The organism is Candidatus Pelagibacter ubique HTCC8051 (genome assembly GCF_000472605.1).
Classification (GTDB): Bacteria; Pseudomonadota; Alphaproteobacteria; order Pelagibacterales; family Pelagibacteraceae; genus Pelagibacter; species Pelagibacter communis_B.
Genome location: NZ_KI421440.1, coordinates 595,696 through 612,913 on the forward strand (window position 1 = coordinate 595,696; position 17,218 = coordinate 612,913).

At 27.7% G+C, this 17,218-nt stretch carries 22 protein-coding genes; 20 read left to right on the forward strand and 2 right to left on the reverse strand.

The window, feature by feature from the left end; genetic code table 11:
- Nucleotides 1-11 precede the first annotated feature (11 nt).
- From F754_RS0103230 to recO, 7 genes are read left to right on the forward strand one after another with little or no spacing between them, the layout of a single operon-like run.
- Nucleotides 12-1,757, forward strand: coding sequence for a RelA/SpoT family protein (locus F754_RS0103230; protein WP_023648480.1), 1,746 nt, complete (start codon nucleotides 12-14; stop codon nucleotides 1,755-1,757).
- Nucleotides 1,714-2,301 (forward strand): orotate phosphoribosyltransferase, encoded by a 588-nt coding sequence (locus tag F754_RS0103235; protein ID WP_023648481.1) that lies wholly within the window; start codon nucleotides 1,714-1,716, stop codon nucleotides 2,299-2,301. Before F754_RS0103230 ends, F754_RS0103235 begins: the two co-directional genes overlap by 44 nt.
- Complete coding sequence (locus tag F754_RS0103240; protein WP_023648482.1) at nucleotides 2,298-3,017, forward strand: pyridoxine 5'-phosphate synthase; 720 nt, start codon at nucleotides 2,298-2,300, stop codon at nucleotides 3,015-3,017. The genes F754_RS0103235 and F754_RS0103240 overlap by 4 nt, the downstream gene beginning before the upstream one ends.
- A 3-nt stretch (nucleotides 3,018-3,020) precedes the next feature.
- The gene (gene acpS, locus F754_RS0103245; protein WP_023648483.1) at nucleotides 3,021-3,407 is read left to right on the forward strand and encodes a holo-ACP synthase; all 387 of its coding nucleotides are present in this window, start codon (nucleotides 3,021-3,023) and stop codon (nucleotides 3,405-3,407) included.
- Nucleotides 3,404-4,141 carry a signal peptidase I gene (lepB, locus tag F754_RS0103250; protein WP_023648484.1) on the forward strand — a complete coding sequence of 246 codons (738 nt, stop codon included), beginning with the start codon at nucleotides 3,404-3,406 and terminating at the stop codon, nucleotides 4,139-4,141. Before acpS ends, lepB begins: the two co-directional genes overlap by 4 nt.
- Nucleotides 4,141-4,803 (forward strand): ribonuclease III, encoded by a 663-nt coding sequence (rnc, locus tag F754_RS0103255; protein ID WP_023648485.1) that lies wholly within the window; start codon nucleotides 4,141-4,143, stop codon nucleotides 4,801-4,803. The genes lepB and rnc overlap by 1 nt, the downstream gene beginning before the upstream one ends.
- Nucleotides 4,804-4,810: 7 nt before the next feature.
- Nucleotides 4,811-5,491, forward strand: coding sequence for a DNA repair protein RecO (gene recO, locus F754_RS0103260; RefSeq protein WP_023648486.1), 681 nt, complete (start codon nucleotides 4,811-4,813; stop codon nucleotides 5,489-5,491).
- On the opposite strand, the gene hemB is transcribed toward recO, so the two are convergent.
- Entirely contained in the window at nucleotides 5,492-6,481 is a 990-nt protein-coding gene (hemB, locus tag F754_RS0103265; RefSeq protein WP_023648487.1) for a porphobilinogen synthase, read from the reverse strand.
- 73 nt (nucleotides 6,482-6,554) lie between these two features.
- Between hemB and F754_RS0103270 the strand changes: the two genes are divergently transcribed.
- From F754_RS0103270 to F754_RS0103320, 11 genes are all read left to right on the forward strand, one after another.
- A complete protein-coding gene (locus F754_RS0103270) occupies nucleotides 6,555-7,193 on the forward strand; it encodes an aspartyl/asparaginyl beta-hydroxylase domain-containing protein (protein WP_023648488.1) in 639 nt (212 codons plus the stop codon).
- A gap of 1 nt (nucleotide 7,194) precedes the next feature.
- Nucleotides 7,195-7,620, forward strand: a complete 426-nt coding sequence (gene rpiB / locus F754_RS0103275) for a ribose 5-phosphate isomerase B (protein WP_023648489.1) — start codon at nucleotides 7,195-7,197, stop codon at nucleotides 7,618-7,620.
- Between the two features lie 2 nt (nucleotides 7,621-7,622).
- A complete protein-coding gene (locus F754_RS0103280) occupies nucleotides 7,623-8,930 on the forward strand; it encodes a serine hydroxymethyltransferase (RefSeq protein WP_023648490.1) in 1,308 nt (435 codons plus the stop codon).
- A 3-nt stretch (nucleotides 8,931-8,933) separates the two neighbouring features.
- Complete coding sequence (gene nrdR / locus F754_RS0103285) at nucleotides 8,934-9,392, forward strand: transcriptional regulator NrdR (protein WP_023648491.1); 459 nt, start codon at nucleotides 8,934-8,936, stop codon at nucleotides 9,390-9,392.
- Nucleotides 9,373-10,479, forward strand: a complete 1,107-nt coding sequence (gene ribD / locus F754_RS0103290) for a bifunctional diaminohydroxyphosphoribosylaminopyrimidine deaminase/5-amino-6-(5-phosphoribosylamino)uracil reductase RibD (RefSeq protein ID WP_027303448.1) — start codon at nucleotides 9,373-9,375, stop codon at nucleotides 10,477-10,479. Before nrdR ends, ribD begins: the two co-directional genes overlap by 20 nt.
- 1 nt (nucleotide 10,480) lies before the next feature.
- On the forward strand, nucleotides 10,481-11,074 hold the full coding sequence (locus F754_RS0103295) for a riboflavin synthase (protein ID WP_023648493.1): 594 nt from the start codon (nucleotides 10,481-10,483) through the stop codon (nucleotides 11,072-11,074).
- Nucleotides 11,061-12,161: a 3,4-dihydroxy-2-butanone-4-phosphate synthase gene (gene ribB, locus F754_RS0103300; RefSeq protein WP_023648494.1), complete on the forward strand. Its 1,101-nt coding sequence runs from the start codon at nucleotides 11,061-11,063 to the stop codon at nucleotides 12,159-12,161. The genes F754_RS0103295 and ribB overlap by 14 nt, the downstream gene beginning before the upstream one ends.
- Complete coding sequence (gene ribH, locus F754_RS0103305) at nucleotides 12,161-12,550, forward strand: 6,7-dimethyl-8-ribityllumazine synthase (protein WP_023648495.1); 390 nt, start codon at nucleotides 12,161-12,163, stop codon at nucleotides 12,548-12,550. Before ribB ends, ribH begins: the two co-directional genes overlap by 1 nt.
- Nucleotides 12,547-12,951, forward strand: a complete 405-nt coding sequence (locus tag F754_RS0103310) for an antitermination protein (RefSeq protein WP_023648496.1) — start codon at nucleotides 12,547-12,549, stop codon at nucleotides 12,949-12,951. Before ribH ends, F754_RS0103310 begins: the two co-directional genes overlap by 4 nt.
- A complete protein-coding gene (gene thiL, locus F754_RS0103315) occupies nucleotides 12,944-13,903 on the forward strand; it encodes a thiamine-phosphate kinase (protein ID WP_023648497.1) in 960 nt (319 codons plus the stop codon). The genes F754_RS0103310 and thiL overlap by 8 nt, the downstream gene beginning before the upstream one ends.
- Before the next feature lie 77 nt (nucleotides 13,904-13,980).
- On the forward strand, nucleotides 13,981-16,086 hold the full coding sequence (locus F754_RS0103320; RefSeq protein WP_023648498.1) for a sodium-translocating pyrophosphatase: 2,106 nt from the start codon (nucleotides 13,981-13,983) through the stop codon (nucleotides 16,084-16,086).
- Here the strand turns inward: F754_RS0103320 and bamE are convergent.
- The gene (bamE, locus tag F754_RS0103325) at nucleotides 16,073-16,558 is read right to left on the reverse strand and encodes an outer membrane protein assembly factor BamE (RefSeq protein WP_023648499.1); all 486 of its coding nucleotides are present in this window, start codon (nucleotides 16,556-16,558) and stop codon (nucleotides 16,073-16,075) included. The genes F754_RS0103320 and bamE overlap by 14 nt on opposite strands.
- On the opposite strand from bamE, the gene F754_RS0103330 reads away from it, so the two are divergent.
- Together F754_RS0103330 and rpmF are read left to right on the forward strand one after the other, a co-directional pair.
- Nucleotides 16,557-17,024 (forward strand): ubiquinol-cytochrome c reductase, encoded by a 468-nt coding sequence (locus F754_RS0103330; protein WP_023648500.1) that lies wholly within the window; start codon nucleotides 16,557-16,559, stop codon nucleotides 17,022-17,024. The two genes, bamE and F754_RS0103330, sit on opposite strands and share 2 nt — an antisense overlap.
- Before the next feature lie 2 nt (nucleotides 17,025-17,026).
- Entirely contained in the window at nucleotides 17,027-17,209 is a 183-nt protein-coding gene (gene rpmF / locus F754_RS0103335) for a 50S ribosomal protein L32 (RefSeq protein ID WP_008544930.1), read from the forward strand.
- Nucleotides 17,210-17,218: the final 9 nt, after the last annotated feature.

Genomic DNA, 17,218 nt, shown 5'->3' on the forward strand with positions numbered 1-17,218 from the left:
TATAATCAAATATGCTTAATTCGAATGATTTAATAAACAAAGTAAAAAGTTACAATAAGTTTTTGAATCCAGAAAGATTAGACAAAGCTTTTAATTTTGCAGTTAATGCACATCAAAACCAAAAAAGAGCTTCTGGAGATCCCTATTCAGTTCATCCTATTGAAGTAGCAAATATTTTAACAGAATTAAAATTAGATAGTGCAACAATAACGACTGGTTTACTTCATGATACTATAGAGGATACATTCGCTACTTACGAGACGATTAAAGATGAATTTGGTGATGAAGTTGCCGAATTAGTAAATGGTGTTACAAAAATTTCTGTTTTTGAAAATACTGCTGGTTCAAATTCTAAAGTAGAAAATTTTAGAAAATTAATTTTAGCTACTTCTAAAGATATAAGAGTTTTATTAGTTAAAATTGCTGATCGGCTTCATAATATGAGAACAATTAAAGCTATTCCTAAAATAGATAAAAGACAAAGAATCGCTCAAGAGACAATGGAAATTTATGCTCCATTGGCTGATAGAATGGGGATGCACAGAATTAGAGATGAGCTCGAAGATCTTTCCTTTGAAATTTTAAATAATGAAGCAAGAGAATTAATTAAAAATAAGTTAGATGAAATAAAATCAGATAAAAAAGATTTGTTTGAGTCTCTTTCATTTGAATTAAGTGAAATCTTAAACAACAATCATATTAACGCCGAAATACATGGTCGTGAAAAAACTCCTTTTTCAATATGGCGTAAAGTTCAAAAAAAAAGAATTTCATTAGAACAAATTACTGATATCATTGGGTTTAGAATTACACTATCAACTATAGATGAATGTTACAAAACTCTTGGTATATTCCATAAAAAATGGAATTGTATACCTGGAAAATTTAAAGATTATATATCTTCACCTAAAATAAATGGTTACAAGTCACTTCATACGTCAGTAATTGGATCAAATAAAAAACCAATTGAAATACAAATAAGAACCCATGAAATGCATGAATTTGCCGAAAGAGGAGTTGCTTCTCATTGGAAATATAAGTCTTCAGAAAAATTTAATTCTTTAAGTTGGAAAGAATACGATTGGTTAAAGGATCTTGTTGAAATAATTGAAAAAAATGAAAATCCGGAACACTCTTATGAGTATACAAAGCTTCAAATGTTCCAAGAAAATGTATTTTGTTTTACTCCCAAAGGATCAGTAATAAAATTACCAAAAGATGCTACACCTATAGATTTTGCATACGCGGTTCATACAAAAATAGGTAACACTGCTATTGGATGTGAAATTAATGGAAATAAATCTGAATTACAGGAAGTATTACGAAATGGAGACAGGGTAAATATAATTACCTCTAAAAACCAATCACCTTCACTACATTGGATACCCACAACAAAAACAGGTAAAGCAAGATCAGCTATTAGAAGATATTGGCATGATAAAGGTGAACAAAAAGAGGAAAAGACTAAGAAATACAATACAACTCTTTGGATTTCATTACCTGATCAACCAGGTCAATTAGGGGATATAAGTTCATTGATTGGTAGTCACAAGCTAAATATTTCAAATGTTGAAATGGCAGGAAAAAATACAAAGTATATTAACTTTAAGTTTAAATTAATTATTACAAATCTAAAAAATTTTACAAATTTTATTGCAGAGCTTAAGCAAAAGAGTATAAAATTTAAGATAATTAGACACGAAGATAAAAGAAATGCTTTCACTCAAAAAATCCTTAAATATTTTAAAAAAGACTGATGCTCTTTTAGAGGGACATTTCGTATTATCTTCAGGTCTACATTCATCAAAATATATTCAATGTGCAAAACTTTTAAGTTTTCCTCATCTGTCTGAAATAATCTGCAAATCCCTTGCTAATAAAATTAAAAGAAAATACAAAAAGATTGATTTAATTTTATCACCAGCAATGGGAGGTGTAATAATTGGTTATGAAATTGGCAAGCTTTTAAAAAAAGAAACAATATTTTGTGAGAGAGTAAAAGGTAAATTTGAATTAAGAAGGGGATTTAGTATTAAAAAAGGTGCAAATGTCTTAATTATTGAAGATGTCATTACAACAGGAAAATCAAGTCTTGAATGCGTTAAGTTAATAAAAAAAGCTAATGCAAAACTTTTAGGTTTTGCATCTATAATTGATAGATCAACAAAAAAATCACTGAAAATAAAAACTGGAATTATATCGCATCTAAAAATCGATGTTCCAACATTTAACACAAAACGACTACCACAAGATTTAAAATCAATACCTATAACTACACCAGGAAGTAGATTTATTAAGTGAAAAGATTAGGAGTAAATATAGATCATGTAGCTACTTTAAGAAATGCTAGAGGAGAATATCATCCAGACCCATATAGCACAGCATTACAAGTTGTAAAAATGGGAGCTGACTCAGTAACCATTCATTTAAGAGAAGATAGAAGACATATAAATGATTTAGATGCTAAAAAAATTTGTAAAACAAAAAAAGTTTTAGTTAACCTTGAAATTTCAATTAATGAAAAAATTGTTAATAATGCTCTAAAAATTAAACCTGATTATATTTGTCTTGTTCCAGAAAATCGAAAAGAAGTAACTACTGAAGGTGGATTAAATCTAGTTAAATATAAAAAAAAATTAAAAATTATTATTGAAAAGTTTAAAAAAAATAAAATACGTACTAGTTTATTTATTAATCCCTCAATTAAAGATGTAAAACTATCAAAGGAACTTAATGTTGACTGCGTTGAAATCCATACCGGTAAAATATCTAATTTGGTAAAGTCAAAAAAAGAATATAATAAAGAATTAAATAGAATTAAAAATTGTTCTATTTTAGCAAATAAACTCAATATTGAAGTTCATGCTGGGCATGGACTGGATTATCAGACAACAAAAATATTAGCTAAAATTAAAGAAATAGAGGAATTTAATATAGGTCATTTCATAATTGGAGAGTCAATATTTGATGGTCTTTCAAAAGTAATTAAAAAATTTAAAAAAATTATTAAAGATTAGGTCATGAAAATTTTAGGTATTGGTGTTGATATAATTCAAAATAACAGAATTAAAAGTTCTATCAAAAATCATAAATTTAGAAATCGTATTTACAGCATTAATGAACTTAAATTATCAATTTCTTCAAAAAATAAAATTGAATATTTCTCAAAAAGATTTGCAGCAAAAGAAGCTTTTGCTAAAGCACTAGGCACAGGGTTTAGAAATGATTTAAATTTCAAAGATATTGAAATAATGAATGATAAATTTGGTAAACCGTATTATTCAAAGACAAAAAAAATGACACAAATAATAAGAAAAGAATTTAAAGTTAAAAATTTTAATTGTTTTTTATCTATTTCAGATGAAAAAGAATATTCAACAGCTTTTACAATAATTCAATCAATATGAAGTTAGACAAAGAATTTTTTTCAGAAAATATAAAAACTATTTTTTATGCATTAGTAATAGCTGTAATAATTAGATCTTTTTTTATTCAACCGTTTTATATTCCATCTTCATCAATGGAGCCCACTTTACTCGTAGGAGATAGACTTTTTGTTACTAAGTATTCATATGGCTATAGCAAACACTCATTTCCATTTAGCCCCCCAATTTTAAGTAAAAGAATTTTTTTTAATGCCCCTGAAAGAGGTGATGTGATTGTTTTTAAAACACCAGCAGATAATAGAACCGATTATATTAAGAGACTGGTAGGACTTCCAGGTGATAAAGTTCAGTTTATTGATGCAAACTTATATTTAAATAATAGTGAGATTTTAAAATCAAAAATTTCAAATAAGACAAAAATAAATTGCGGAAGTAGAACAATAGATGTTCATAAATTTGAAGAAAAATTACCTAATGGAAAAAAATTTCATACAGTTTATTTAAAAGATTATACTTATCAAAATTCAGACATCTTTGAAGTTCCAGAAGATCATTATTTTTTTCTAGGAGATAATAGAGACTGTTCGAAAGATAGTAGATTTTTATCAAGTGTTGGATATGTACATAAAGATAACCTTGTAGGTAAAGCTCAATTTATTTTTTTTTCATCTGATAGAAAGATAGGTAGTATTTTTACTTTTTGGAAATGGCACAAATCAATAAGATTTGATAGAACTTTTGATAGTATTAATTAATGAAAATTAACTATCTTGATTTACAAAAAAAAATTAAAGTTAAATTTAAGAATTTAGATTTACTAATTAAATCACTAACTCATAAAAGTTATGATAAAAAGAATAATAACGAAAAAATTGAGTTTCTAGGTGATAGAGTTTTAGGATTAGTAATTGCAAAAAAACTTCTAGAAATATATCCTGACGAAAAAGAAGGCATACTAGATAAAAAATTTGCATCACTTGTAAATAAAAAAACATGTTTAGAAATTGCAAAAAAAATTAACTTAGAAAAATATATTTTAACTTTTAATCCAAATAATAAAAAAATAAGAATTGAAGATAAAATTGTCTCTGATAGTTGTGAAGCGTTAATAGGAGCAGTTTATCTTGATAAAAATTTAGTAGAGGTTGAAAAAGTAATTTTGGATCTTTGGAAAAATCATATTAAGGAAAGTATTATTACTCAAATTGATGCTAAAACAACATTACAAGAATTAACATTAAAAAATTTTAAAAAACTTCCAGTTTATAAACTCATATCAAACACTGGACCGCGACATAAGCCATCATTTAAAGTGGGTGTTAAACTTCCAAATACAAAATATTTTTTTGGCCTAGGTAAATCAAAAAAAGATGCTGAACAAAATGCTGCTATAGAATGTCTAAAAAGTATAAAATGATAATATTATGAATTGGATTGATGAAGGCTTTTTAATTAGTAAAAATAGATATAGTGAAAATTCCTTAATAGCTGAAATATTTACAAAAGATCAAGGAAAAATTTCAGGTATAATTTTTGGAGGTACTTCAAAAAAAATTAAAAATTATTTACAAATAGGCAATAGGCTTCACATAAATTATAGTTCTAAAAATAATAATAGAATTGGTTATTTTAAAGTAGAGATTTTAAATGCTTATAGTCCTTTATATTTTGACCACAAACAAAAATTATCATGTATAACTTCAGCAACAAATCTAATTAAAATTCTTACTGCTGACTCTCAAAAAAATAATAAAGTTTATCAAATAATTGAAAACCTTTTTTTGATTTTAAATTATAAAGATTGGTTAAAAGAATATATTTTCTGGGAATTAGATTTACTAAAAGTTCTTGGTTATGATCTTGAGCTTGAAAGTTTAGTTGAAAAAGACACTATTGAAAATAAAACTGTTTATTATGCTAGTTCATCGACTGAAAAAAAATATGTTCCTAATTTTTTAATTGATAAAGATATAGAGGTAAGTGACTTAAAAACTTTATTAAAAGGACTTAAATTAGTTAGTGATTATCTAGATAAAACAATATTAAAGCCTAATAACATAAACTATCCAAATAGTAGATTATTATTTATTAATTCTTTGAAGTAATTATTTTATGATTTTATCAATTCTATCGGCATAGTAAGTAACAATAGCATTGGCACCAGCTCTTTTAAAAGCCATAAGACTTTCATGAACAGCATCCTCATTGACTAATTTTTTTTGTATGGCATTTGAAATTAAACTGTATTCACCTGATACTTGATAAGCAAATACAGGTATTTTAAATTTTTCTTTCACTGATTTGATAATATCTAAATAGGGCATTCCTGGTTTTACCATCACTATATCCGCACCTTCTTTGATATCCAGAGCAACTTCTCTTAAAGCTTCATCACTATTTCTAAAATCCATTTGATATGTTTTTTTATCTCCTTTTAACGAACCCTTAGATCCTACTGCATCTCTAAATGGTCCATAAAAACTTGACGCATATTTAGCTGCATAGGATAAAATCTGAACATTATGATATTTAGATTTGTCTAAAGCTTTTCTTATTTTTCCTATTCTTCCATCCATCATGTCCGATGGTGCCAAAACATCACAACCCATTTCTGCTTGTAATAATGATTGATTAACTAAAACTTCTATTGTTTCATCATTTACAATTTGATTTGATCTTATTATTCCATCGTGACCATGTGAAGTATATGGATCTAAAGCAACATCACACATAATTCCAATTTGATTTTTATATCTTTTTTTTATTTCTAATATTGCTCTACAAACTAAGTTTTTCTCATTAAGTGATTCTGACCCTAGTTCATCTTTTATTGAATTTTTTGTTTTAGGGAAAAGAGCAACCATAGGTATTCCTATTTTTATAGCTTTATCTACAACTTGGCTTAATCTATTAATTGTATATCTAAAAACGTTAGGCATAGTTGAAATTTCCTGTCTTTTATTAGACCCATCAATTAAAAAAATAGGTAATATAAAATCATTTGGGCTTAATGTATTTTCTTGTATTAGTTTTCTAGACCAGGATTCTTTTCTATTTCTTCTAAGCCTTAGACTTGGATATTTACCTGTAATCATCTTTTAATTTACTTTCAAATTGCGACAAATGTAATATACACATATACAAAAAAAAGGGTAAAAAGCAATCACGATGACCATTGATAATTCAAAAGTAATAGACTTAAATGTCAAAAAAGAGGACAGAATTTTAAATTTTAGTGATTTTCAAAAGCAAGAAATTAAATTTGATATTGAAAAATTACAAGAAGCCTATCAACAAATTGTGAAAATTAAAAAATTTGAAGATGCTGGTGTAACTCATTTTGGAGCTATTTCTTTAACTCAAATACCAGGTGATCCAGATTCTATAAAAGGGAATAAAGCACGTGGTATATTTTGGACTAAACCTGATAAATCAGGAAAAGAAGTTGTGAGAGATCAGTCAATTGACGAGTCAAATTACTCCGAATTTATAACAGATTACGAAAATACTTATTTCAAAGAAGTATATGATGTTCTTTCATCAAAATATAAACTTGGAAGAGTGAGAATTCTTCTAAAAGAACCAAGATCAACTTTAAGTTGGCACAGAGATCCTGAACCAAGATTGCACATACCAATAATAACAAATCCAGGATGTCTAATGGTTATCGACAACGTTGCCAAACATATGCCCGCTGATGGTTCAGTCTGGGTCACTAATAACACTAAATATCACAATGCATTTAATGGCGGAGAAGAGAATAGGATACATTTAGTTGCATGTGTTTTAGATTATAAATTTAATTAATTTGAAAAAAATATTTATTTCATCGGACCACGCTGGATATAAATTAAAAGAAGAAATAAAATTATATTTATCTAAAAAGGGGATATCTTATGAGGATATGGGTCCCTACAATATTGATAGTGTTGACTACCCTGATTATGCTCATAAGGTAGCAAAAAAAGTTAAAACCAACAAAAACAACGTTGGTATTTTAGTTTGTGGTTCAGGCATGGGTATGAATATAGCGGCAAATAGACATAAAAATATTCGTGCTGCACAATGTTTTAATTTAAAATCAACAAAATTATCAAGATTGCATAATGATGCAAATATCATTACATTAGGATCTAGAGTGTTAAGTAAAAAATTGGCGTTAGGTTGTGTTATCGCTTTTTTAAACACTAAATTTGAAGGTGGAAGACACTTAAAAAGAATAAAAAAAATATAATTATGTCTAGTGAAAAAAATTATTTAAATGATAGCTACAAAAGTTTTTTTGAAGATAGTTTGTCTTTAAAAGATCCAGAACTTTATAAAGCAATTAAAGATGAACTAATCAGACAACAGCAGCACATAGAGTTAATTGCTTCTGAAAATATAGTTTCTCAAGCTGTATTAGAAGCACAAGGGTCAGTTTTAACAAATAAATATGCTGAAGGTTATCCTGGTAAAAGATATTACAATGGTTGTGAGCATGTTGATGTTGCTGAAAATCTTGCAATAGAAAGATTGAAGAAATTGTTTCATTGTAAATTTGCAAATGCCCAACCTCATTCTGGCGCACAAGCAAATGGAGCAGTATTTTTAGCTTTATTAAACCCAGGTGATACATTCATGGGAATGAGTTTAAATTCAGGTGGTCACATTACTCATGGTTTAAAAATTTCAATGTCTGGTAAATGGTTTAATGCAATCGGCTATGATGTTGATAAAGAATCTGAGTTGATTGATTATGATAATGTTGAAAAACTTGCATTAGAACATAAACCTAAATTAATCATTGCTGGTGGAAGTGCTTATTCGAGAGTTATTGACTTTAAAAGATTTAGAGAAATTGCTGATAAAGTAGGTGCATACTTGATGGTTGATATGGCACATTTTTCAGGTTTGGTTGCAGGCCAAGGTTATCCTAATCCTTGTGATCATGCTCATGTTGTTACTTCAACAACACATAAAGTATTTAGAAGTGCAAGAGGTGGAATAATTTTAACTAATCACGAAGATCTTGCTAAAAAATTTAATACTGCAGTCTTTCCAGGGTATCAAGGTGGACCTTTAATGCATATTATTGCAGCTAAAGCAGCTGGTTTTTTAGAAGCATTACAACCTGAATTTAAAGATTACATAAAATCAGTTTTATCAAACGCAAAGATGTTAGCAGAAACTTTAAAAAATAATGGTTTTAAGATTTACTCAGATGGCACAGATACACACTTAATGTTAGTAGATCTAAGACCTTATAACGTAAAAGGTAATCTTGCTGCTGAAAGTTTATCGAGAGCGAATATCACATGTAATAAAAATGGAATTCCTTTTGATACTGAAAAACCAATGATCACTTCAGGTATCAGGTTAGGTACTCAGGCAGCTACAACAAGAGGTTTTGGATTAAGTGAATTTAAAACCGTAGGTGAATTGATTACTAAAACTTTAAAAGGGTTATCCGAAAACCCAACTGATAATAGTAAAATAGAAAATGAAGTAAAAAATGAAGTTATTTCTTTAACTTCATCGTTTCCGATATATAAGAACCTCTAATAAATGATTTGTTCAATATGCAAAAAAGGGGAGACCTCAGTTGTCGACTCTAGACCAACAGAAGATGGTACAGCTATAAGACGAAGAAGATTGTGCGTCTGTGGCGCACGTTTTACAACATTTGAAAGAGTTCAATTCAGAGAAATAATGGTTGTAAAAAAAAATGGCAGAAAATCAGCATTTGATAGAGATAAATTAGCTAAATCAATATACATAGCTCTCAAGAAAAGACCTATAGACACTGAAACTGTTGAAAAATTTATAAGTAAAATTTCAAGAGCATTAGAAGAGTTAGGTCAAAGTGAAATTTCAACAAATACTATAGGTACAATGGTCATGGAAGGTTTAAAGGAACTCGACCCAGTTGCATATGTTCGATTTGCATCTGTTTATAGAAATTTTAGAGAAGAAAAAGACTTTGTGCAATTCGTGGACAAACTTGATGTCTACAAAAAAAGATAAATTTTCATTAAAAGATAAATTTTATATGGAGATAGCCCTAAAGTTGGCTAACTCTCGTCAAGGACTTACAGGATCTAATCCATCTGTAGGATGTGTGATAGTAAAAAATGATAAAATAATTTCTATTGGACAAACATCATATAATGGAAGACCGCATGCTGAATTTAATGCAATTAAAAATTGTACAGATGATTTAAATGGTTCAAAAATGTATGTTACTCTAGAACCATGTTGTCATCATGGTTTAACACCACCATGTACAAATATAATAATTAAATCTAAAATTTCAGAAGTTATATATTCTGTTGCAGATATTGACAAAAGAGTAAGAAATAAAAGTCAAAAAATTTTAAAATCAAATAACGTCAACGTTAAAAAGGGTATTCTTAAAGATATAATTAATAACTTTTATTCAAATTATTTTTTTAACAGAAAACATAAACTACCCTATGTGACTGGAAAAATTGCAATTTCAAAAAATAATCTTGTTTATAGCAAATTAAATAAAAGAATTACAAACGTACAAGCTGATAAATTTACACATTTGTTAAGATATAAGAATGATGCATTAATGATTTCGTACAAAACTTTAAACAAAGATAATTCACGATTAAATTGCAGAATTAAAGGTTTTAGTAATTATTCTCCTAAGAGAATTATTTTAGATAACAAACTTCAAACTAAAATTAATAGCTATATAATAAAAACTGCAAATAAAGATAATACTATAATTTTTTATAATCAAGCTAGCAAGTCCAAGGTTTTAGATTTTAAGAAAAAAAAAATTCAATTAATCAAATCCAAGATCAATAAACAAGGTAAATTTGATTTCAAAACTATATTAAAAAAGTTATATAAGTTCAATTGCAGAAATCTACTGATTGAAGGTGGTGACTCTTTAACTAGTCATCTTTTAAAAAATAAAATTTTTAATAAATTTTATTTGTATAAAAGCCCTAAAAATCTTTCTAAGGAAACCGAGTATTTGAAATTTAACAGTTTAGATGTATTAAAGAAAAATTATAAAAATAAATTTAATTTAAACCTATTTTTAGGTAAAGATAAAATAACATTGTATAAAAACTAATATGTTTAATGGAATTATATATAATCAGGGAACTGTTACAAAAATTATTAAAAGACCAAAAGGGTTAAATATATTTATAAAAAGCAACCTTAAAGTATCTAAGAAAGATATGGGTTTGTCAGTAGCTTGTGATGGCGTTTGTCTTACTTTAATTTCATTTAAATCAAAATTAATGGAATTTTATTTGTCCAAAGAGACTTTAGTTAGATCAAAATTCAAATATTTAAAAACTAAAGATATCATAAATCTTGAATTACCTTTAAAATATGGAACAAAAATTTCAGGCCATATATGCCAAGGTCATGTAGATACTATTGCTAAGGTAATTAATCTAAAGAAAGTTGATAAATCTTATCTATTTGAATTTGAAGTTCCAATCCAGGAAAGAAAAAATTTAATAGAAAAAGCTTCAATATGTGTAAATGGTATTTCGCTTACTATTTCAAAAGTTTCTAAAAAAGGTTTTCAGATATGGGTTATTCCTCACACCTATAATGAAACAAATCTATCCACTATTAAAAAAAATGATCTTGTTAATATTGAGATAGATATCTTATCGAAATACGTTAGAAATTATTTCAATGCAAAAAAATAATTTTACATCAATTGAAAATATCATCAATGTTGCCAAAAAAGGTGGTATGTTTATTTTAGTTGACGATGAAAAAAGAGAAAACGAGGGTGACCTAATTATCTCAACGTCTAATTCAAATGCAAAAAAAATAAATTTTATGGCTAAATATGGTCGTGGTTTAATTTGTTTGGCTTTAGACTCAGTTCAAGCAAAAAGATTAAATTTGACTTTAATGTCTGCAAATAATCAGTCACGAAATAAAACTGCTTTTACGGTATCTATTGAAGCCAAAAAAGGAATAACCACTGGAATTTCTGCTAAAGATCGAGCAAGAACAATTAGCATTGCATCAAAAAAAAATGTTAAAAAAAATGATATTGTCTCACCTGGTCATATATTTCCTATAATTGCAAAAGATGGTGGTGTGCTGGTTAGAGCCGGACATACAGAAGCATCTGTTGATATATCTAAATTAGCAAAAAAAAATAATTCAGCTGTAATTTGCGAAATTATGAATGAAGATGGGACAATGGCTAAAGATCAAGACTTATTTAATTTTGCAAAAAAACATAAACTTAAAATTGGTAAGATCGAGGATTTAATTGCCTATAGATTGAAAAAAGAAAAATTAATTAGGTTAAAGAAACAAAGTTATATTGATGTTAAAAAACAAAAATACAAAATCAGAATTTATGAAAATCTTCTAGATGGATCTGAACATTTTGCTTTGATCAAAGGAGTTATAAAAAAAGGGATCACACCTAGAGTTAGAGTGATCTCATCAAATGTTGTTCAAAATTATTTAATTAATCAGCAATTACCTAACTCTTTTAATAAAACGCTTAATTATTTTAAAAAATTTAATAATTGTGTTTTAGTTTTTATAAAAGATACGAATCTTAAATCTGTTACCCAAACTCTTAAAGATTACAAAAATAAAGACTTTTATAAAAAAGGAAAAGACAAACTAATTAGAAATTATGGTATTGGTGCACAAATAATAAAGGATTTAAAAATTAAAAATATGACCTTAATCACAAAATCACCTAAAAAAGTTATAGGTTTAGATGGTTATGGTATAAGAATTACCAAACAAGAAATTATTTAATGAAAAAAAAATACCTAATCGTTGTAGCAGATTATTATAAAGAAATTGCAAAAGGTCTTCTTGATAGTGCCTTAAAATTGATCCCAAAATCTAGTATAATTAAAATTGTTAGAGTTCCAGGAGTTTTTGAAATACCTGTAACTATATCTAAAAATATTAAAAAATATGATGCTTTTTTGGCACTTGGATGTGTTATTAAAGGTCAAACTCCACATTTTGATTTTATATCACAAGCATCTACTAATGCGATAATGGATTTGTCTATCCTTAATAAAAAACCTATCGGCAATGGGATTATAACTTGTTTGAATATGAGGCAGGCTAAAGTTCGAAGAAGAAAAGGTGCAGAAGCTGCTGAAGCAGTAAACTCAGTTTTATCACAAAAATGAAAACTCATTTTAATCCAAAGAATAATCCAAGAGTTATTATAATTCAAAAACTATATGGGAAATTTTATAATGAAGATAATGATTTAGAATTTCCAAAACATAGATTTAAAAAATTTATTAAAGACATTGTTTTTGGAACCATAGAGCGTAACGATTTAATTCTTGATGAATTAAGCAATAAACTTGGTGATGATTTTGTTCTAGATAATTTAGATAAAGTATTTCAAACTATATTAAAAGCAGCAACTTATGAATTTCTATATAAGCCCAATATTTCTATTAATATCATTATCAAAGAATATCTCAATTCATCCAATTTTTTTTTAGAAGACTCTCAAACTAAGTATTTAAACGCCTTACTAGACAATGTTGGTAAAAAGTTAAGAACTTCAAATGCATGAATTTGATCTAATTAGAAAATATTTTTCAAAATTATCAAAGTTTAATAAATATTCACTAGATTTAAATGATGATGTTTTTTTTGATAAAAAAAAATCTTTAGTTATTTCGATCGATACTTATAATCAAGGAACTCATTTTTTAGATTTTAAAAATCCTGAATTAGTAATTAAAAAAATTATACGCTCCTCTATATCAGACTTGATTTGTAAAGGTGTTTTACCAAAATATTATTTTATATCAGGCAGTGGTAATAAAAAGACATTTACAAAAAAAAACTTATCTAAAATTTCAAATTCATTAAAGAAAGAACAGGATAAATATGGAATTTTTTTATGTGGTGGAGACACTACATTTTCAAATCAATTAAGTTTTTCAATTACGTCAGTAGGACATTCAAAAAAAATTATTTATAGAAATAAAGTAAAACTTCATGATGATATTTATGTAACTGGGAATCTGGGAGATAGTTTTATTGGATTAAAAATTTTACAAAATAAAATTAGGATAAATAAAAAACTTAAAAACTATTTTGTAAAAAAATATTTTGAACCTGAAATTCAAATTGATTTAACAAAAGAATTATTTAAATTTGCTAACTCATCGATTGATATATCGGATGGATTAATTGATGATCTTGAAAAAATGATTAATAAGCAAAAATTATCTTATAAAATTTGGGAGGAACAAATCCCGATATCTAGAAATTTGTACAGTTATTTAAAAAAGAATGAACTTAAAAAATCAAATTTTATATCGAATGGAGATGACTATCAGATTTTATTTACTGCTAGTGCAGACAAATCTAGAATCATAAAAAACATATCCAAGAAATTAGGTCTTAAAATATCTAGAATAGGTCAAATTAATTCAAATAATAAAAAATCAGTCTTTATTGATAAAAAAGGTGAGTATTTACTGGTTAAAAATTCTGGTTATAAACATCAATTCTAAAGTTAATTATTGTCTTTTTTACCTTTTTTTGTATTGTCCGGGCTTAAAATTTAACAACCAACAACCTTAAGGTTTATATGAGCGAAACAGTAGAGACAATTTTATTATACACAATCGGAGCTGGATTATTGTCCATAGTTTATGGATTTTTTACTGGTAAAAATATTTTAAATCAAAGTGCGGGTAATGCTAAAATGCAAGATATTGCCTCTGCCATTCAAATTGGTGCTAAGGCTTATCTAGCAAGACAATATAAAACAATTGCTATTGTTGGTGTTGTTGTTCTAGTAATAGTAAGTATTGCTTTTAGTCCTTTAGTTGGTTTAGGATATCTAGTTGGTGCAACATTATCTGGTATCGCAGGTTATGTTGGAATGTTAGTGTCTGTTGAAGCTAACGTTAGAACTGCTGAGGCCTCTAGAAAAGGTCTTGCACAAGGTTTATCCGTTGCATTTAAGTCAGGTGCTGTAACTGGTATGCTGGTTGCTGGTTTAGCCTTATTGTCTATAGCAGTCTATTACTATTATTTGTTAAAGTTTAATGTTGATCAAAGAGAGATAGTTAATGCACTTGTTGCTCTAGGTTTTGGTGCTTCTCTAATTTCTATTTTTGCAAGATTAGGTGGTGGTATATTTACTAAAGGTGCTGATGTTGGTGCAGACTTAGTTGGTAAAGTTGAAGCTGGAATACCTGAGGATGATCCTAGAAACCCAGCTGTTATTGCTGATAATGTTGGTGATAACGTAGGGGATTGTGCTGGAATGGCTGCTGATTTATTTGAAACTTATGCAGTTACAATTGTAGCAACTATGGTTTTATCATCTATCTTCTTTCAGGGAGATATGAATATGATGATTTACCCTTTAACAATTGGTGGTGCTTGTATCATTACTTCAATATTAGGTACTTTCTTTGTTAAACTTGGTAAAGACAAAAATGTTATGAACGCTTTATATAAAGGATTTGTAGTATCAGCTATTACATCTATAGTAATTTTATATCCTGTTACTGATCATGTATTAGGTTTTGCAACAGAATATAATGTTAATGGCAAAAACTTTAATGGAATGAGTTTATATTACTGTGGGATAATTGGATTAGTAATTACAGGTTTATTAATTTGGATCACAGAATATTATACTGGTACAAATTATAGACCAGTTAAATCTGTTGCAGCTTCTTCAACAACGGGTCATGGTACTAATGTTATTCAAGGTTTAGCTGTATCAATGGAAGCAACTGCAGTACCTGCAATAATTATTGTTGCTGGTATTTTAACTACAAATTCTATTGCAGGACTTTTTGGGATAGCAATCGCAGTAACTACTATGCTTGCGTTAGCTGGAATGGTAGTTGCTCTTGATGCTTATGGACCAGTGACTGATAATGCTGGAGGTATCGCAGAAATGTCTAACTTAGACAAAAAAGTTAGAAAAACTACGGATGCATTAGATGCAGTAGGTAACACAACAAAAGCTGTTACTAAGGGGTATGCTATTGGATCTGCAGGTTTAGGAGCTCTAGTTTTATTTGCAGCTTATGTAGAAGATATTAAACATTACTCAAACGTAGCAGGTTCAAAATTAGAGGGTATAGTTGTAACTTTTGATTTATCAAATCCTTACGTTGTTGTTGGGTTGTTAATTGGTGGAATGCTACCATACCTATTTGGTTCAATGGGAATGCAAGCTGTTGGAAGAGCAGGTGGTGCCGTTGTTATTGAGGTAAGAAGACAATTTAAAAAATTTCCTGGTATTATGAAAAGAAAACAAAAGCCAGATTATGCTAAATTGGTTGATCTCTTGACTGTAGCAGCAATAAAAGAGATGATAATTCCATCTTTATTACCGGTTTTGTCTCCAGTTGTTTTATATTTTATAATTTTATCAATTGGTGGACAAGTAGCTGCATTAGCAGCTGTTGGAGCAATGTTGTTAGGCGTTATTATCACAGGATTATTTGTTGCTGTATCAATGACAGCAGGAGGTGGAGCATGGGATAATGCTAAAAAATACATCGAAGACGGAAACCATGGTGGAAAAGGTTCTGAGGCTCATAAGGCTGCAGTAACAGGTGATACGGTAGGTGATCCTTACAAAGATACGGCAGGACCCGCAGTCAATCCAATGATAAAAATAACAAATATTGTTGCGTTATTACTATTAGCTGTTATCGCTGGCTAATTTCTTTACGTTTTTTGGCCCTCTGTCCAAGAGGGTCATTAACCTTTTGTCTCATACTTGACATAAATTCATATATAAAAGAATTTCTTTTAAATCCTGCTTGAGTAGTTGCTTTAGCAATTTTTAAATCATTCATATCTTCTTTGTTATAAAATTTTTTTTTTGTTAGTATTCCGTAATTATTTATTTCTAATACTAGAACGTTATTTTCATTAATCTTCATTTTACCTAAATTTCTTAATGCAGATTGAGTTTGCTTTCTTTCAATATAAATCCATATATCATTATCAAATTTACTCGTTGTTGATGGATTACCTAAAATCCTCCTTATATCATTTTTATTAGTTTTATTTATAATAAGCGAGGCCTGTTTTTTTTCTAAGAAAGGTATACCGTGTATTTCTGAAACTTCTTTTAATGAACAATTTGTAACTATTATTGAAATAAAAAATATATATAATATTTTGATCATGAATAAAAAATATCTTTATGTTTATAACAATTTAATTAGTTACACCAGAAATAAGGCTTTATATAAAGATTTAGGTCGTGAAGATAATTTTTCTGATCGTTTAACCTTATTTTTATTACATTTTTCATTCTTTTTAAAAAATTTTAAAAATGACGAAAATAAGATTATTTTACAGGAAATCTATGATTTTATATTTAGACAACTTGAGCTCAGCATCAGAGAAATAGGGTATGGAGATCAATCAATTAATAAAAAAATGAAAGATTATATAAATCTATTTCATTCGATGGTTTCCGAAGTACATTTTTGGAAAAATTTATCAAGAATTCAAAAATTTGAAAAGTTTTCAATTTTTTTAAGTGATTTTAAAGAAATTGATCATTTGATTGATTATTTTGAGCTATTTAATGAAAATTTATCAAAAAAAACTTTGAATTCTTATTTAAAAAGTGTAAGTAACCCATAATTATGGCTGTACCAAAACGAAAACAAACCCCATCCAGAACTGGAATGAGAAGGGCTCAAACTATGAAATATTCAACTAAAAACATTGTTGAAGATAAAAAATCAGGTGAGTACAGATTATCTCATCATTTAGATTTAAAAACTGGTATGTACAAGGGTAGACAAGTTTTAGACCCAAAAGAATAAAAAATCTAT

What these genes read in the sequence shown, in the direction of transcription:
- F754_RS0103235 (WP_023648481.1), top strand. Translation starts at nt 1,714, where the DNA reads ATGCTTTCACTCAAAAAATCCTTAAATATTTTAAAAAAGACTGATGCT.
- lepB (WP_023648484.1), top strand. Translation starts at nt 3,404, where the DNA reads ATGAAGTTAGACAAAGAATTTTTTTCAGAAAATATAAAAACTATTTTT.
- F754_RS0103320 (WP_023648498.1), top strand. Translation starts at nt 13,981, where the DNA reads ATGAGCGAAACAGTAGAGACAATTTTATTATACACAATCGGAGCTGGA.
- bamE (WP_023648499.1), bottom strand. Translation starts at nt 16,558, where the DNA reads ATGATCAAAATATTATATATATTTTTTATTTCAATAATAGTTACAAAT.
- ribH (WP_023648495.1), top strand. Translation starts at nt 12,161, where the DNA reads ATGAAAAAAAAATACCTAATCGTTGTAGCAGATTATTATAAAGAAATT.
- rnc (WP_023648485.1), top strand. Translation starts at nt 4,141, where the DNA reads ATGAAAATTAACTATCTTGATTTACAAAAAAAAATTAAAGTTAAATTT.
- ribD (WP_027303448.1), top strand. Translation starts at nt 9,373, where the DNA reads ATGTCTACAAAAAAAGATAAATTTTCATTAAAAGATAAATTTTATATG.
- nrdR (WP_023648491.1), top strand. Translation starts at nt 8,934, where the DNA reads ATGATTTGTTCAATATGCAAAAAAGGGGAGACCTCAGTTGTCGACTCT.
- F754_RS0103230 (WP_023648480.1), top strand. Translation starts at nt 12, where the DNA reads ATGCTTAATTCGAATGATTTAATAAACAAAGTAAAAAGTTACAATAAG.
- rpmF (WP_008544930.1), top strand. Translation starts at nt 17,027, where the DNA reads ATGGCTGTACCAAAACGAAAACAAACCCCATCCAGAACTGGAATGAGA.
- F754_RS0103310 (WP_023648496.1), top strand. Translation starts at nt 12,547, where the DNA reads ATGAAAACTCATTTTAATCCAAAGAATAATCCAAGAGTTATTATAATT.
- hemB (WP_023648487.1), bottom strand. Translation starts at nt 6,481, where the DNA reads ATGATTACAGGTAAATATCCAAGTCTAAGGCTTAGAAGAAATAGAAAA.
- F754_RS0103295 (WP_023648493.1), top strand. Translation starts at nt 10,481, where the DNA reads ATGTTTAATGGAATTATATATAATCAGGGAACTGTTACAAAAATTATT.
- ribB (WP_023648494.1), top strand. Translation starts at nt 11,061, where the DNA reads ATGCAAAAAAATAATTTTACATCAATTGAAAATATCATCAATGTTGCC.
- F754_RS0103330 (WP_023648500.1), top strand. Translation starts at nt 16,557, where the DNA reads ATGAATAAAAAATATCTTTATGTTTATAACAATTTAATTAGTTACACC.
- F754_RS0103280 (WP_023648490.1), top strand. Translation starts at nt 7,623, where the DNA reads ATGTCTAGTGAAAAAAATTATTTAAATGATAGCTACAAAAGTTTTTTT.
- acpS (WP_023648483.1), top strand. Translation starts at nt 3,021, where the DNA reads ATGAAAATTTTAGGTATTGGTGTTGATATAATTCAAAATAACAGAATT.
- recO (WP_023648486.1), top strand. Translation starts at nt 4,811, where the DNA reads ATGAATTGGATTGATGAAGGCTTTTTAATTAGTAAAAATAGATATAGT.
- F754_RS0103270 (WP_023648488.1), top strand. Translation starts at nt 6,555, where the DNA reads ATGACCATTGATAATTCAAAAGTAATAGACTTAAATGTCAAAAAAGAG.
- thiL (WP_023648497.1), top strand. Translation starts at nt 12,944, where the DNA reads ATGCATGAATTTGATCTAATTAGAAAATATTTTTCAAAATTATCAAAG.